Origin of the sequence: Photobacterium kishitanii (genome assembly GCF_000613045.3) — a bacterium.
GTDB classification, from domain to species: Bacteria; Pseudomonadota; Gammaproteobacteria; order Enterobacterales; family Vibrionaceae; genus Photobacterium; species Photobacterium kishitanii.
On the sequence record NZ_LN794352.1, the window covers coordinates 2,169,760 to 2,183,349 of the forward strand.

13 protein-coding genes are annotated in these 13,590 nt (G+C 38.7%); 4 read left to right on the forward strand and 9 right to left on the reverse strand.

What is annotated here, in order from left to right; translation table 11 throughout:
- Positions 1-41: 41 nt before the first annotated feature.
- Together psrA and PPBDW_RS10205 are read right to left on the reverse strand one after the other, a co-directional pair.
- Positions 42-686 (reverse strand): TetR family transcriptional repressor PsrA, encoded by a 645-nt coding sequence (gene psrA, locus PPBDW_RS10200; RefSeq protein WP_036795276.1) that lies wholly within the window; start codon positions 684-686, stop codon positions 42-44.
- A gap of 776 nt (positions 687-1,462) precedes the next feature.
- The gene (locus PPBDW_RS10205; protein WP_036795277.1) at positions 1,463-2,287 is read right to left on the reverse strand and encodes an SDR family oxidoreductase; all 825 of its coding nucleotides are present in this window, start codon (positions 2,285-2,287) and stop codon (positions 1,463-1,465) included.
- 342 nt (positions 2,288-2,629) lie between these two features.
- Here PPBDW_RS10205 and PPBDW_RS10210 point away from each other — a divergent pair, with 342 nt between their 5' ends.
- Together PPBDW_RS10210 and pyk are read left to right on the forward strand one after the other, a co-directional pair.
- Positions 2,630-3,487: a MurR/RpiR family transcriptional regulator gene (locus PPBDW_RS10210; RefSeq protein WP_036795278.1), complete on the forward strand. Its 858-nt coding sequence runs from the start codon at positions 2,630-2,632 to the stop codon at positions 3,485-3,487.
- A gap of 185 nt (positions 3,488-3,672) precedes the next feature.
- Complete coding sequence (gene pyk / locus PPBDW_RS10215) at positions 3,673-5,118, forward strand: pyruvate kinase (RefSeq protein ID WP_036795279.1); 1,446 nt, start codon at positions 3,673-3,675, stop codon at positions 5,116-5,118.
- A gap of 75 nt (positions 5,119-5,193) precedes the next feature.
- On the opposite strand, the gene rimJ is transcribed toward pyk, so the two are convergent.
- A complete protein-coding gene (gene rimJ / locus PPBDW_RS10220; protein WP_036795280.1) occupies positions 5,194-5,778 on the reverse strand; it encodes a ribosomal protein S5-alanine N-acetyltransferase in 585 nt (194 codons plus the stop codon).
- Positions 5,779-5,941: 163 nt separating this feature from the next.
- Here rimJ and PPBDW_RS10225 point away from each other — a divergent pair, with 163 nt between their 5' ends.
- The gene (locus tag PPBDW_RS10225; protein ID WP_036795281.1) at positions 5,942-6,436 is read left to right on the forward strand and encodes a methylated-DNA--[protein]-cysteine S-methyltransferase; all 495 of its coding nucleotides are present in this window, start codon (positions 5,942-5,944) and stop codon (positions 6,434-6,436) included.
- Positions 6,437-6,512: 76 nt separating this feature from the next.
- On the opposite strand, the gene tyrR is transcribed toward PPBDW_RS10225, so the two are convergent.
- The 6 genes from tyrR to pspA all read right to left on the reverse strand — a co-directional run bounded on the left by tyrR (position 6,513) and on the right by pspA (position 12,285).
- Entirely contained in the window at positions 6,513-8,051 is a 1,539-nt protein-coding gene (gene tyrR, locus PPBDW_RS10230) for a transcriptional regulator TyrR (protein WP_036795282.1), read from the reverse strand.
- Between the two features lie 310 nt (positions 8,052-8,361).
- Complete coding sequence (locus PPBDW_RS10235; RefSeq protein WP_036795284.1) at positions 8,362-9,393, reverse strand: YcjF family protein; 1,032 nt, start codon at positions 9,391-9,393, stop codon at positions 8,362-8,364.
- On the reverse strand, positions 9,390-10,787 hold the full coding sequence (locus PPBDW_RS10240; protein ID WP_036795285.1) for a YcjX family GTP-binding protein: 1,398 nt from the start codon (positions 10,785-10,787) through the stop codon (positions 9,390-9,392). The genes PPBDW_RS10235 and PPBDW_RS10240 overlap by 4 nt, the downstream gene beginning before the upstream one ends.
- Positions 10,788-10,926: 139 nt before the next feature.
- Positions 10,927-11,313, reverse strand: a complete 387-nt coding sequence (gene pspC / locus PPBDW_RS10245; protein ID WP_036795287.1) for an envelope stress response membrane protein PspC — start codon at positions 11,311-11,313, stop codon at positions 10,927-10,929.
- Positions 11,313-11,540, reverse strand: coding sequence for an envelope stress response membrane protein PspB (gene pspB, locus PPBDW_RS10250; protein WP_036795289.1), 228 nt, complete (start codon positions 11,538-11,540; stop codon positions 11,313-11,315). The genes pspC and pspB overlap by 1 nt, the downstream gene beginning before the upstream one ends.
- Before the next feature lie 76 nt (positions 11,541-11,616).
- Positions 11,617-12,285, reverse strand: a complete 669-nt coding sequence (gene pspA, locus PPBDW_RS10255) for a phage shock protein PspA (RefSeq protein WP_036795291.1) — start codon at positions 12,283-12,285, stop codon at positions 11,617-11,619.
- A 218-nt stretch (positions 12,286-12,503) separates the two neighbouring features.
- Here pspA and pspF point away from each other — a divergent pair, with 218 nt between their 5' ends.
- Positions 12,504-13,526, forward strand: coding sequence for a phage shock protein operon transcriptional activator (gene pspF, locus PPBDW_RS10260; RefSeq protein WP_036795292.1), 1,023 nt, complete (start codon positions 12,504-12,506; stop codon positions 13,524-13,526).
- Positions 13,527-13,590 lie beyond the last annotated feature (64 nt).

Consider the following 13,590-nt stretch of genomic DNA (forward strand, 5'->3'; position numbering starts at 1 on the left):
AATGACGAGTATCGGTAATGTATAAGGTGAGTTGTTCGTGACTAAACCCTTCTTAGCTCTATCGGTGCCGTAACACCTGCCGCAAGATAAGGCACTAAGCGATTGATTAAATCTTCGGTCTGGACTCGATTTGAAAAGTTACTGTCTGCAATATCACAAAGTGCTGTACTTGAAGTCATCGTAAACACAGATGCACCAAGGGTAAAATGCAATCGCCAAAATAATGTCTCAGGATCTAGACAAGGATAAGCACGTCGAACTGCACCAATGAACAATTGAATAACATCATCATAATGTGTCGTTATAAACCACCGTAAATGCCCTTGAACATCGGTATAACCATGGCTAATCAATGACATGAAAATCGTAGTACCATTATTTTTAAAGCTATTCAATCGAAGTAATGGTCGTTTGGTACATAAAAACACATCATTCATGTCAAACTCATCACGTTGATGTAAGGCCACCAATTCCATTTTAAATGCAGGAATAAATAGCTCAAGATAGCGACTCAATACTGCACGAATCAGCCCTTTCTTATCGCCATAATGATAGTTTACTGATGCCAGATTAGCACTGGCAGCAGTAGTAATCGCACGTAAAGACGTTTCTTTAAAACCATGCTCAGCAAACAGCAACTCAGCAGCATCCAGTATTCGATTTTTAGTCGCTCCTTGTTCTGCCATAATATCCACCCAATTTAAACACCCGTTTAAATGTTACACAATTACATTAAGTTTAACAATTGAACTACATCACGAATTACTATTTAAAATAAGATCCTGAAAAATTAACGACTTGAAAATTAATAATAAAAATATTGAGAGTTATATACGAAATGATAGGGAACCAATAGTGTGAATTAATGTCTTACAGATACCACTGCTTTTTTTAGAAGTTTTTGCTTCAATACCCATTAACATATTTTTGTTGATGGGTTTTCTTTATCTGCTCTGCCCCTGATCCAATTACAAAATAATTTTTTTAAATAAAATCATTTTTTTTGAACTTTCTGTGAAATCACCACTCTTATTTATGTATTCAATTTGATAAATCGTTATTCTGCTCTGCAGTAATGCCTTTTTATTAATGTTTAATTCACTACTGCTTTAAATCCTAATTGTATTTTTTTTGGATAATCTCCTTCCCGTTGATATTTTCAGCGGGATTTTTTTATCTCTAAAATTTACCTATTGTTAAGATCATCTCCCTAACCTCAGCATAAAAACCATCAACAAAAAATAAATACCTCTTTTTTTGCATTAAACTGAACTTTCTCATTCAGGCGCAGTCTGACTTTATAAGAATTAAAATTATAGGTAAGTATTTTGTTTTTCTGGCCGTCAAACAGACCTGTAATTTAAATTGCTACTACTACTGCTTTAACTCCTAATTGTATTTTTCGTTTGCGCTGAAATAGTTATTTCAGCGCTTTTTTTTACCTATTTGCTTATCAATATGGTTATATTTGTGGATCATATTGTAATAAATCATCATGCTTCATAATCACACCAAGTGACTTAAGCGTTTGATTTGAATTTATTTTCTTACCATTAACCCCATCATTATCATCATTAAAATGAGGTGGTGGTAACTGTGATTTAAGCGCCATTGCAGTGTAATACTGTTCTCGACTAGGATGAGTACTCGCTGCAAGATGCATAATCAACATCGACGTTTCCTGCTGAATAATAGCGGAGATAACTTGAATACAATCATCTAAATGAACGAGATTAACCGGTTGTTTACCTGCACTAAGCTGTTGACGACCAGATAAAAATGTTACTGGATGCCGTAATGGTCCAAATAAACCCGAGAGTCGTAATACAGTTAAATTATGCTGCCACTGCTGACGTAACTGCTGTTCTAATTGATAATGTAACTGCCCAGATGCCGAACTTGGACAGACAGGCGTTGTTTCAAACACTTCACCTTGTAATGGGTCATACACTGAAGTCGTACTGATAAAAATAACCCGTTTACATCCCGCTTTCTGTGCTGCAGCAGATAATGACATCACATTTTTAATATGCGCTTGTGAATTAAGATTCTTACGACCAGGTGGGATTGCTATAACCAACACATCAGTTGCTAAAAATTGCCCAACTTGCGTATTGATATTTTCTATCAGCGGTAATGTTAATAAACAACCATGAATCCCCTGCTGTTGTAATATATTTACACCAGCCAATGTTGTTTTTGACCCCCAGACCTCAATCGCTTGAGATTTTAGTGATAATGCTAACGGTAACCCGAGCCATCCGCAGCCACAAATACTGACTTTCATCGACATTCCTTTCCATTTATCTATATCAATCTTGATTAAATATATAAATCATTTGAAAATTATAAAATAAAGATTTATTTCATAGCTTAAAATAAGTCTTTATTTAAGAAACAAATACTCAGATTTAGAAAGATAAAACAATAAATAGCAACATTCTTTGTTTTATAAGTTTCAATTCTGAAAATAAAAAGTCGATCCCGATCAAAATCTAACAAAAACCCCTAAAAAAGGCCGTGAATCACTAGAATATGTTAAGAGTTAAGTAGTATAGTTTCATTATATGGGCAACTTGTTGACAAGAATGCTACAAATGAAATTCAATAACGAAGTGCATAAATACCTATGAATACCATAGAAAAAATACAAAATAACTTAGAACACTTCAGCAAATCTGAACGTAAAGTAGCGGAAGTTATTATCGCCTCGCCACAAACAGCTATTCACTCAAGTATTGCAACATTGGCAAAAATGGCCGATGTGAGTGAGCCGACTGTTAACCGTTTTTGTCGTCGACTTGATACCAAGGGTTTTCCCGACTTTAAATTACATTTAGCACAAAGTCTGGCAAACGGTACCCCTTATGTAAATCGTAATGTCGAAGAAAATGATGGACCAGATGCCTATACAGCTAAGATATTTGAATCAACAATGGCTTGTTTAGATGTTGCGAAGAACAGCATTGATCCCATGCAAATTAACCGTGCAGTTGATTTACTTACCCAGGCGAAAAAAATATCCTTCTTTGGTTTAGGCGCTTCAGCATCTGTTGCACATGATGCCCAAAATAAGTTCTTTCGATTTAATATTCCTATTGTTTGCTTTGACGATATTGTTATGCAACGTATGAGTGTTATCAATTGCAGTGATGGTGATGTCGTTGTTGTGATCTCACACACGGGACGTACCAAAAGTTTGGTTGAAATCGCACAAATGGCGCGGGAAAATGGTGCAACAGTCATCGGTATTACAGCTAAATACTCACCATTAGAGCGCGAATGTTCATTATCGATTTGCCTTGATGTTCCTGAAGATACAGATATCTATATGCCAATGGCGAGCCGAGTGGTGCAAATGACGGTTATTGATGTACTAGCAACGGGCTTTACTCTACGCCGAGGATCAAGTTTTCGTGATAATTTAAAACGCGTAAAAGATTCACTCAAAGATTCACGCTTTTCTAAAGATGGTTATTCTTTATAACTCTCGACGCCAAGCGAAGTTTCGGCTTCGCTATCACAGCTAATGATGCACTCAGATTTATCCCCTCTTATGCTTTCAAACTTACTGAGTAGCACTCATTCTTAAGGTCTTATTCTCTAATATCATACCGTTATGCTTTGATTGATATTCGTTAATCGACCTGCTTATTTCACATGGAGCTTACAATGTCTGAACGACTAAGACGTACAAAAATTGTTACGACCCTCGGCCCTGCAACTGATCGTGACAATAATCTAGAAAAAATCATTGCCGCTGGTGCTAACGTTGTTCGTATGAACTTTTCACATGGTAGTCCTGAAGATCATATCCTTCGTACCCAACAAGTACGTGAGATTGCAACTCGCTTGGGTAAACATGTTGCAATTTTAGGTGACCTACAAGGGCCTAAAATTCGCGTATCTACCTTCAAAAACGGTAAGATCCAACTAAATATTGGTGATAAATTTACTCTTGATAGTGATTTACCTAAAGGCGAAGGCCATCAAGATGCAGTTGGACTTGACTATAAAGAACTACCTAACGATGTTATTACAGGTGATGTTTTATTACTTGATGATGGTCGAGTGCAACTCCAAGTTACCGAAGTAATAGGCAATAAAGTACACACTATCGTCACTGTAGCTGGCCCATTATCAAATAATAAAGGCATCAATAAAAAAGGTGGTGGATTATCTGCTGCTGCCTTAACAGAAAAAGATAAAGCTGACATTATTACGGCAGCGGCAATGGGTGTTGATTATCTAGCGGTTTCTTTTCCACGTAATGGCGAAGACATGCACTACGCACGTCAACTTGCAACAGAAGCAGGGTTAACTGCACAATTAGTCGCTAAAGTAGAGCGGGCAGAAACCGTTGCAACCACAGAAGCAATGGATGACATTATTCTAGCTTCTGATGTAGTAATGGTTGCTCGTGGTGATTTAGGGGTTGAAATTGGCGATCCTGAACTAGTTGGCGTACAAAAAAAATTAATTCGCCGCGCACGAAGCTTAGATCGAACCGTGATTACAGCAACTCAAATGATGGAATCAATGATCACTAGCCCAATGCCAACGCGTGCAGAGGTAATGGACGTTGCTAATGCGGTCTTAGATGGTACTGATGCAGTAATGCTATCAGCTGAAACAGCCGCGGGGGACTTTCCAGTCGAAACCGTCACTATTATGGCTAGTGTTTGTCTGGGTGCGGAAAAAGAGCCAAGTATAAATGTCTCTAATCATCGCTTAGATCGTAAATTTTCCAATCCTGAAGAAACCATTGCGATGGCAACCATGTACGCCGCCAACCATATGATTGGCATTAAAGCTATTGTGGTAATGACAGAATCTGGTCGAACACCACGCCTGATGTCACGAATATCATCTGGTTTACCTATTTTTGCGCTTTCACGTAATAAAACGACCCTTAATCGTACTGCTTTATTTCGTGGCGTAACACCGGTATTTTTTGATCGTGACAGTGACGCAGGATTAGATGCAGCAAAACATGCACTTGATGTTCTAAAAAGTGCAGGTTATGTACAAGCGGGAGATTTAACCATTATTACCCAAGGTGATAAAATGGATACCGTTGGCTCAACTAACAATATGCGCATTTTAATGGTTGATTAAATAGCATTAATAACCAATAAGTTACCTATCACCGGCTGAGAGCACACCCTCAGCCTTTTAATTCCAACAAACATATTAGCTTATTGGTAGTGACCAGTTAGGATTAACCAATGATGTTAGGATATGGTCTTGCCATTGGCCATTGATCAATAAATAATCTTTCGCTAACCCTTCTTGCTCAAAACCGACAGCAGTTAACACACTGCCACTTTTGTTATTATGAGGCATATATGCCGCCATAATACGATGAAAATGTTTATCGATAAATATCCACTCAGTCACCGCGGTTAGTGCTCGCCGCATCACCGCTTGTCCCTGATGATATTGATCTAAAGAATAGCCGACATGACAAGCATAAAACGGGGACTTAACTAAGTTACTAAAATTAATCACCCCAATAATATCGCCAGTTACACGGTGTTCAATAACAAAATAAAAAGCCATTTCATGACGATGTAAGGTCGCAATTTGTTCTAGACGCTGCTGCCAACCAGCTAAACTAAAAAAAGCCTCATGCCGTAATGGCTCCCAAGGCGCAAGAAAATGACGATTACGCTGATAATATGCGGTAATTTGTTCCGCATCTTGCGCTTCAATCAAGCGAACTTTTATATCGTCAAGTACAATAGTTGATGAGCGATGTATAATTGAATGAAACAAGTACTACCTCGACACGACAATGTTAATTGATATAACGCACATTTTGTGAGTTTACATGATAATGAATACAAGCCACATTCAATATTCGATATATTAGCGTGCGGTTGTCTGTTACTCTTTGTCAGTCAATGTTATTAATTATTACGCCTTTAGTGAGTTATTGATGTATTACGATTGTATTGAAACAGAACTGGGGAATATTATGTTGCTGGCCGATCATCAAGGTCTTCGACAATTATCGATTACAAGTCCCAGCTATAGCCCGAATGAAATATGGCAACATAACCCTGAGTTTATGGCCCCTTTCATTAAACAACTCAAAGAATACCTCACCGGCTCTCGGAAAAAATTTACCTTCCCCCTCGCACCTCAAGGCACCATCTTCCAGCAGCAAATTTGGCATGCTATCGCAGATATTCCTTATGGTGAAACTGTCACCTACGAGCAAATAGCCGCAAATATTGGAAATACCAAAGCAACCCAAGCAATCGGTATGGCAAAAAATGTTAATCCAATTCCGATTGTGATCCCTTGTCACCGAGTATTAAATAGTCATAACTCATTATGTGGTTATCGTTATGGCGAAGATATCGTTGCGCTATTATTAGCGTTAGAATCGGGTGATACCATCTTGCTTGAAGCACATCAAAACGACTAATTCTAATCAATCAGCATTGCTGTTTATTATTGAAAGAGATAGCTATTTGCTATCTCTTTCTTTATAACACCTGAGATTAGTTCCGTTTGCTAAGCCCATATTCACGCAATTTATTCGCCACCGCAGTATGAGAAACCCCTAATCGTTTAGCTAATTTACGGGTTGATGGATAGCTCTGATACAGATTAGATAAAATGCCAGACTCATAACGCTTCATAATCTCATCCAATGATCCGGTTAACGTCTCTTCACTAATCACTGTACTCGATTCATTTTCAGGTAGCTGTACATCCGCAGAGGTCATTTCAATGCCTTCCACCTGAGTCATAGCACGAAACAATACATTGCGTAATTGGCGAATATTACCCGGCCATGCGTATTGCTTAAGCGCTAATGCTAATTCTTCAGAAAGCGACGGTTTCGGTTGATGTAACTCTTGTGCAAATTGGGCTAAGAATAATTCAGCTAATGGCACAATATCAGCGGCACGTTCACGTAATGGCGGAACGACTAAAGCAAGCACATTAAGTCGATAATAAAGATCCTCTCGAAACTCTCCATCAGCAACTAACTCTGGCAATTTTTTCTGCGTAGAACAAATCACTCGCACAGATACTTTTATTTCAGCTTCTTCACCCACTCGGCGAAAAGTACCGTCTTGAAGAAAGCGTAATAATTTAATCTGTAGATGTTTCGACATTTCGCCAATTTCATACAGAAAAACAGTACCACCAGCCGCTTGCTCAAAAATACCTTTTTTAGCCGGTTCATTAGCACTCGCAACACAACCAAATAACTCAGTTTCTGCTGCATTATCAGGCATTGAAATGCAGTTAACCACCAAAAATGGTTTATCTCGATGCACAGAACGCTGATGACAAGCACGCGCTAACATTTCCTTGCCAGTTCCCGTTTCGCCTTGTATCAGCAAAGGGGCGTCTAATAATGCTAATTTCTTTGCTTGGCCTAATAGGTGCTTAAACCGTGATGATTGCCCAATCAAATGTTCAAACCCACTGTCACCATTGATCGGGCGCATAACAACGGGCATTTTAGCTTCAGAAAGTGATTTTAATAAAATTAAAGCACTTGCAAGCACCGGCTCCGGTGCTTCATCACTCACAAAAACAGGCATAATATCCATTTGGTAATCTAACCCAGAAATAACCACAATTTCGCTATGCTTTTGTGCCTGATTTTTATCTAGCCACCGAGTAAAATTAAATCCAAGTAAAGTTTGAATATTTTCACTGAATAAATCCTCACTACGGTGCCCTATTAATTGTTCAGCAGCTTGATTAGCGAAATCTACTTTACCGTTTAGATTAATGGTAAAGAAAGGATCGGGTAAGGTCTGTAATAAAGCAGATAATTCAGTATGTTCACGCTCACTTGGCATAAACTGAATTTTACGTACATCAGTAACACCATCTAACTGACGGATCTGCGACATTAATTGGCTAAACTGTTCAAATTCAACTTCAGGGCAATTTAAATAGATGATACCAATACGATCAATTTCAATGCCACGAAGATCAATTTCTTGACTGGTTAAAATATCCAATAATTCGCGGGTCATCCCCACTCTATCTTCGCAAAAGACCTGTAATCTCATGGTTTACACCTTCTTATTATTCATCTTATGTGCATTTAATTACAGTTATCCATTAGGGATAATTTCTAAAAATACTATTAATAATCAAAGTGTTAAGCTTTAATTTTGAGAGGCTTAATCCACATAATTAAAAAAGTTTATAACTCTATACTGTCAACTATTCCTGACAGTGATATCAGTGTGCGACTAACCCTTTAACGAGTCAAGCCACGAGATCGCATCTGCATCGATTAAATACAAAAATAGCAATTTTCAGTGAAAAAAAAGAGAGCCGAGGCTCTCTTTTTAACTATCTAAAATTACTCAGCTATTAGCCCTTATTTTTATTCCCTAATTGGCTTAATAAATCACGGCGAATTTCACTTAACTTCGGCTGTTCGCCTTCCATCCAAGGTAAGGGACGCATAAGGTTAATGGCTTTAAGACCTAATCGACCAGTAAGTAAACCGACACCAACCCCTTGCGCAACTCGGGTTGACATTCTTCCAGCAAGATCCATCGACAGCATATCCATTCCTAAATCAGCCACCACTTCAGATGCACCAGCAAATGCCATATTAGCGAGTACTAATTTCACTAATTTAATCCGTGACCAATAACTAAGTTCAATACCATAAATTGTAGAAACTTGCTCAATAAGACGGAAATTACGCCAAGCGACTAACAACATATCTGCGGCAGCTAATGGGCTCAAAGCCACCATCAATGCAGCTTCACTCGAATATTTAGCAACCAACTGCCGTGCTAATTTATCTTGCTGACTCACGACCATTTGATCGTAAAGTGCCAGTACCTCTCGATCATTATGTGTCGCAGCTAAGGCATGTAACCAACGATCATAACCATGATTATCCGTTTGGATTTGGCTCAATTTAGCTAATTTAATACAAAATGCCTTACCAGATCCTATACCGTCAGCAGCTAATAGTTCATGCGCTTGTTCGCGCTCAGTTTGGCGTTGTTTTAAACGGCGTAAATTAATAAACTCACGTCCTAGTGCACCAATACCTGCAACTGCAATACCCGCAACAATGGCACTCCATCCCAATGATAACCAATTGCCCGTTTGATAAGCAGTCGTTACATGATCCACTGTTTGCCATCCGACCATAGCCGCACCAGCCACTAATAGTCCTTTAAACCAACGATAACGACGTTTAGGTTTAGCCGCTAAAATTTGCCCTAGTGTTTGCTCACTTTCCATTTCAGCAATTTCAACAGTATCTGGTAAAAACTCACTTTGTTGTTCAAAGTTCATTTTTACGGTCAAATCAGGCTGCTGTTGATTTAATGGCTGCTGTGCCTCATCAAACACCATTTTGGCCTTTAATGGCTCTGTCATTGCAATTTATCTCCCAATAAATATTCCAATGCTTTATCCATTCGAATATGCGGTAAAGGTTCATCTATCTGCTGTGGCAATGGACGTAAATTAATAAAATCAAATCCATTTTCATCCCAAAATTCTTGGTTAGGTAACCGTCGTGGAACCTCACCAGGAAAAAATGTTTGTGCATTACCAGCCATATCGATGCCACGCAATGCTGGGACTTGTTGGCCTTGATAATTCACAAACCCTGGCTCACTAGCTTGAATCGATGCCAGGCTCACACAATCCATGCTAATTCCTTCAAACGACGCGGTTTGCCATGCTTCATTAACGAGTTGTTGTAATAGTCCGACTAAATTAGGATGTTGCTCTGGTGTAATATGATCGGCTTTTGTAGCCGCAAATAGCACTTTATCTATTCGTGGTGAAAATAATCGACGTAACATAGAGCTACGGCCATATTTAAAACTTTGCATCAATTGATCTAAAGCTTGGCGCATATCATTAAATGACTCATGTCCAGCATTCAAAGGTTGCAGACAATCAACCAATACAATTTGGCGATCAAATTTGGAAAAATGATCATTATAAAAAGCCTTCACAACATGTTGTTGATAATACTTATAACGTTTCTTTAGCATGCCATAGTTACTGTCATCAGCCGCGGCGGCTAATTGTTGTTCGGTATACTTATTGGTCCATATCATCGGAAAGAATTGTAATACTGGTGCTCCCGCTAATTCTCCCGGTAACACAAATCGCCCCGGTTGCACCCAATGTAAACCACCTTCGGCTTTACATTGGTGTAGATAATCAGTAAAAGCCGCGGCTATCGTTTCAATTAAAGCTTCATCAGCTGGTGCAAAAGGATCAAATTGCTCCCCCATTGCCAACCATGATTGTGCTAATGCTAACCGCTGACCTTTTAATGCTTGTGCCTGTTGCTTAGACCAACTAATAAAATCCAGATCAAGCAAGGGTAAATCTAATAACCACTCACCAGGATAATCAATAATATCGAGATACAACGTTGCGGTATCTTGAAATAATTTTAGCGCCCCTTTTTGTGGTTTAAAGCGCAATGCCAATCGAGTTTGGCTCACATCACTTGTCGGCTGAGGCCATGTTGGTGGCGTTGATAACAACGCATTCATCCCATCATCATATCCAAATTTAGGAACATGCATATCCAACTGCGGTACTCTTTTAGAACCGAGTAAATAACCTTCTCTAACAGCTGAAAACATCGGTAATCGAGGATTAGTACTGACGTGTAACAGTTGATTAATCAGTGACGTAATAAAGGCCGTTTTTCCCGCACGTGATAAACCTGTTACCGCAAGACGCACATGGCGATCAAGGCTACGGTTAACCCATTTATTCACTTCATTGCTAATTCGATTCATTACGCTTTCCTATTCATCTATATAGTCTTACAACTGACCATAAAAAAAGCAGGCCTGACCTCATCAGTACCTGCTTCATATTGATATTATTTATAGACATAATCTACACAAATAACATCAAGCACTTTAGATTTCTGCACTAAAGTTTATTAAATTCACGATCAACTTTAAAGGCAGATGACGTTACATAAGCTTCCATTTTTTGAATACTCACTTCACTGCGCGCAAGTTCAATTTCTACATTATCCAAAATCTGTTGCGGTGACTGCCCTGTTTGCCATGGTTTTTGCTTAACATTATGTTCAGTATATTGATGCTGCTGTTCTTTACGTTGTAGTGGCATTTTATCTAAAATTAACCAAGCCGCGATATAGGCAACCGTTGCAAAAAAGCCGACCCCTAATAAAAAAGCAGTAACAGCTAAAATACGCATTAGCCAAATTTCAACGCCAAAATATTCAGCCAAACCGGCACACACACCACCCAATTTACCGTTGTTAGGATCGCGATATAATGTTTTGCGCATTATTTTTGCCTCCATTGTGGTGCTTCAGCATCTAAAATTCGCTCTAGCGTAACAATCCGCTCTTGCATCACCTCTGCGCGTGCCACTAAGGTTTCTAACTTTTTATGATCCTCACCAGATAATCCCTCACCTGATTTACGCTTACTGCGGTAATGAAGAATTAACCACAATGGTGCAACAACAACCATAAACACCACTAATGGAACACTAATAAAACCCATCGACATTTGTTGTTCTCCTTTCACGCAGGGGTAATAGCAATATTATTCTTTTTATATAATTTAAAAGACAATTGTCCTGCGATTACTGTTGTTTATCATTCATGCTTGCTTTTAGACGCTCAAGCTCTTTTTCAATATCATCTTGTGCTTGAAGATCAGCAAACTCTGACTCTAAGCTTTTTCCTCGACCAAAACTATAGCTATCCGCTTCTGCTTCCATTTCATCAATACGACGCTCATATTGTTCAAACTTCGACATTGCCTCATCGACTTTACTGGTATCAAGTTGACGACGGACATCACGACGTGTTCCCGCAGCTTTATGACGAGTAACTAACGCTTGCTGGCGAGCGCGTGTCTCTTGCAATTTACGTTCAAGTTCAGCAACTTCTAACGATAATTTTTCAATCGTTTCATCTACTAATTTATATTCTTCATTTAACGTTAACGCAACATCAACTAGCTTTTGTTTTTCAATCAATGCAGCGCGTGCTAGATCTTCACGGCCTTTTTGAATCGCTAAACTTGCTTTTTGTTGCCAATCTGTCGATTGCGTTTCAATCGCAGTGATACGACGGCGCAATTCTTTTTTATCTGCTAGCGCACGCGCTGAAGAAGTACGCACTTCAACTAATGTATCTTCCATTTCTTGAATAATAAGACGGATCAATTTTTGTGGATCTTCTGCCTTGTCCAATAATGAATTGACGTTAGCATTTACGATGTCAGCAAAACGAGAAAAAATACCCATAATAAAACTCCTTGGTCAACCGCATTGAATCACGTTCAATTAACGGTTTATATCATCAGACTAACGTTATGTTGTCATGTGAGGTGTAATTCTGTTATATACATATCAACTTGCGTGCCAACTTTTAAGTTATTGTTTTAATTAAACTAAATAAATAACACGCGCTTTTAACAAATAATGATATAGTGAATATAACTAAATTGTAGTGAGATTTACCAATGAGAAAGACCGAAAATTTAATCGGTGAGTCAGATGCTTTTTTAGCAGTACTTGATCATGCATCACGGCTTGCAACACTTAACCGGCCGGTACTTATTTTAGGTGAACGCGGTACAGGTAAAGAACTAATAGCACAACGAATCCATTATCTATCGACGCGATGGGATCAACCATTAATCAGCTTAAATTGTGCCGCATTAGCTGACGGGGTGATTGATTCGGAACTGTTTGGTCATGAAGCAGGAGCATTTACAGGAGCAAAAGGCCGTCATCAAGGGCGATTTGAACGCGCCGAAAATGGGACTCTGTTTTTAGATGAACTCGCCACAGCGCCAATGGGTGTCCAAGAAAAACTATTACGTGTGATTGAATATGGTGAATATGAACGTGTTGGCGGTAATAAAAGCTGCCAAGCCAATGTACGATTAATTTGTGCTACCAATCAAAACCTGCCACAACTCGCTGCTGACGGAAAGTTTCGCGCCGATTTACTCGATAGATTAGCCTTTGAGGTGATCCATTTACCGCCCCTAAGAGCACGACTTGATGATATTTTACCCCTCGCTGAACACTATGCTGTAAGAATGTGTCGTGAAATGAATTTTAGCTACTTTGCTGGTTTTAGTTATCAGGCCCAACAACAGTTATTAAACTATTCATGGCCTGGTAATATTCGTGAATTAAAAAATGTGGTTGAACGTTCGGTATTTCGCCACGCAATAGAAGATGAAATTATCGATACTATTATTATTGATCCCTTTATGACCTCATGGGATAAAGTAATAACCGAGAAAGATTCTCAACCAATAACAGTTAAATCACCTGCAAATCAAGATTCTAATGCGCTGACATTTCCAATAGATCTGCGTCAACAACTGCAACAACAAGAAATCATATGGATTGAACAAGCTTTGGCACTCGCTAAATTTAATCAAACAAAAGCTGCCGAGTTATTAAGTCTTAGCTACCATCAACTAAGAGGCTTAATTCGTAAATATGACCTCAATGTTAATGGTGATTAATCAACCAAATTGAGGGGAAAACTCAACATAATTGACGCTTTTTCGCTAATTTAATTCAAAACAG

Coding starts and splice junctions, on each gene's coding strand:
- tyrR (WP_036795282.1), bottom strand. CDS start 8,051: ATGAGATTACAGGTCTTTTGCGAAGATAGAGTGGGGATGACCCGCGAA.
- pyk (WP_036795279.1), top strand. CDS start 3,673: ATGTCTGAACGACTAAGACGTACAAAAATTGTTACGACCCTCGGCCCT.
- PPBDW_RS10240 (WP_036795285.1), bottom strand. CDS start 10,787: ATGAATCGAATTAGCAATGAAGTGAATAAATGGGTTAACCGTAGCCTT.
- pspF (WP_036795292.1), top strand. CDS start 12,504: ATGAGAAAGACCGAAAATTTAATCGGTGAGTCAGATGCTTTTTTAGCA.
- PPBDW_RS10225 (WP_036795281.1), top strand. CDS start 5,942: ATGTATTACGATTGTATTGAAACAGAACTGGGGAATATTATGTTGCTG.
- pspB (WP_036795289.1), bottom strand. CDS start 11,540: ATGTCGATGGGTTTTATTAGTGTTCCATTAGTGGTGTTTATGGTTGTT.
- PPBDW_RS10205 (WP_036795277.1), bottom strand. CDS start 2,287: ATGAAAGTCAGTATTTGTGGCTGCGGATGGCTCGGGTTACCGTTAGCA.
- pspA (WP_036795291.1), bottom strand. CDS start 12,285: ATGGGTATTTTTTCTCGTTTTGCTGACATCGTAAATGCTAACGTCAAT.
- PPBDW_RS10235 (WP_036795284.1), bottom strand. CDS start 9,393: ATGACAGAGCCATTAAAGGCCAAAATGGTGTTTGATGAGGCACAGCAG.
- pspC (WP_036795287.1), bottom strand. CDS start 11,313: ATGCGCAAAACATTATATCGCGATCCTAACAACGGTAAATTGGGTGGT.
- psrA (WP_036795276.1), bottom strand. CDS start 686: ATGGCAGAACAAGGAGCGACTAAAAATCGAATACTGGATGCTGCTGAG.
- PPBDW_RS10210 (WP_036795278.1), top strand. CDS start 2,630: ATGAATACCATAGAAAAAATACAAAATAACTTAGAACACTTCAGCAAA.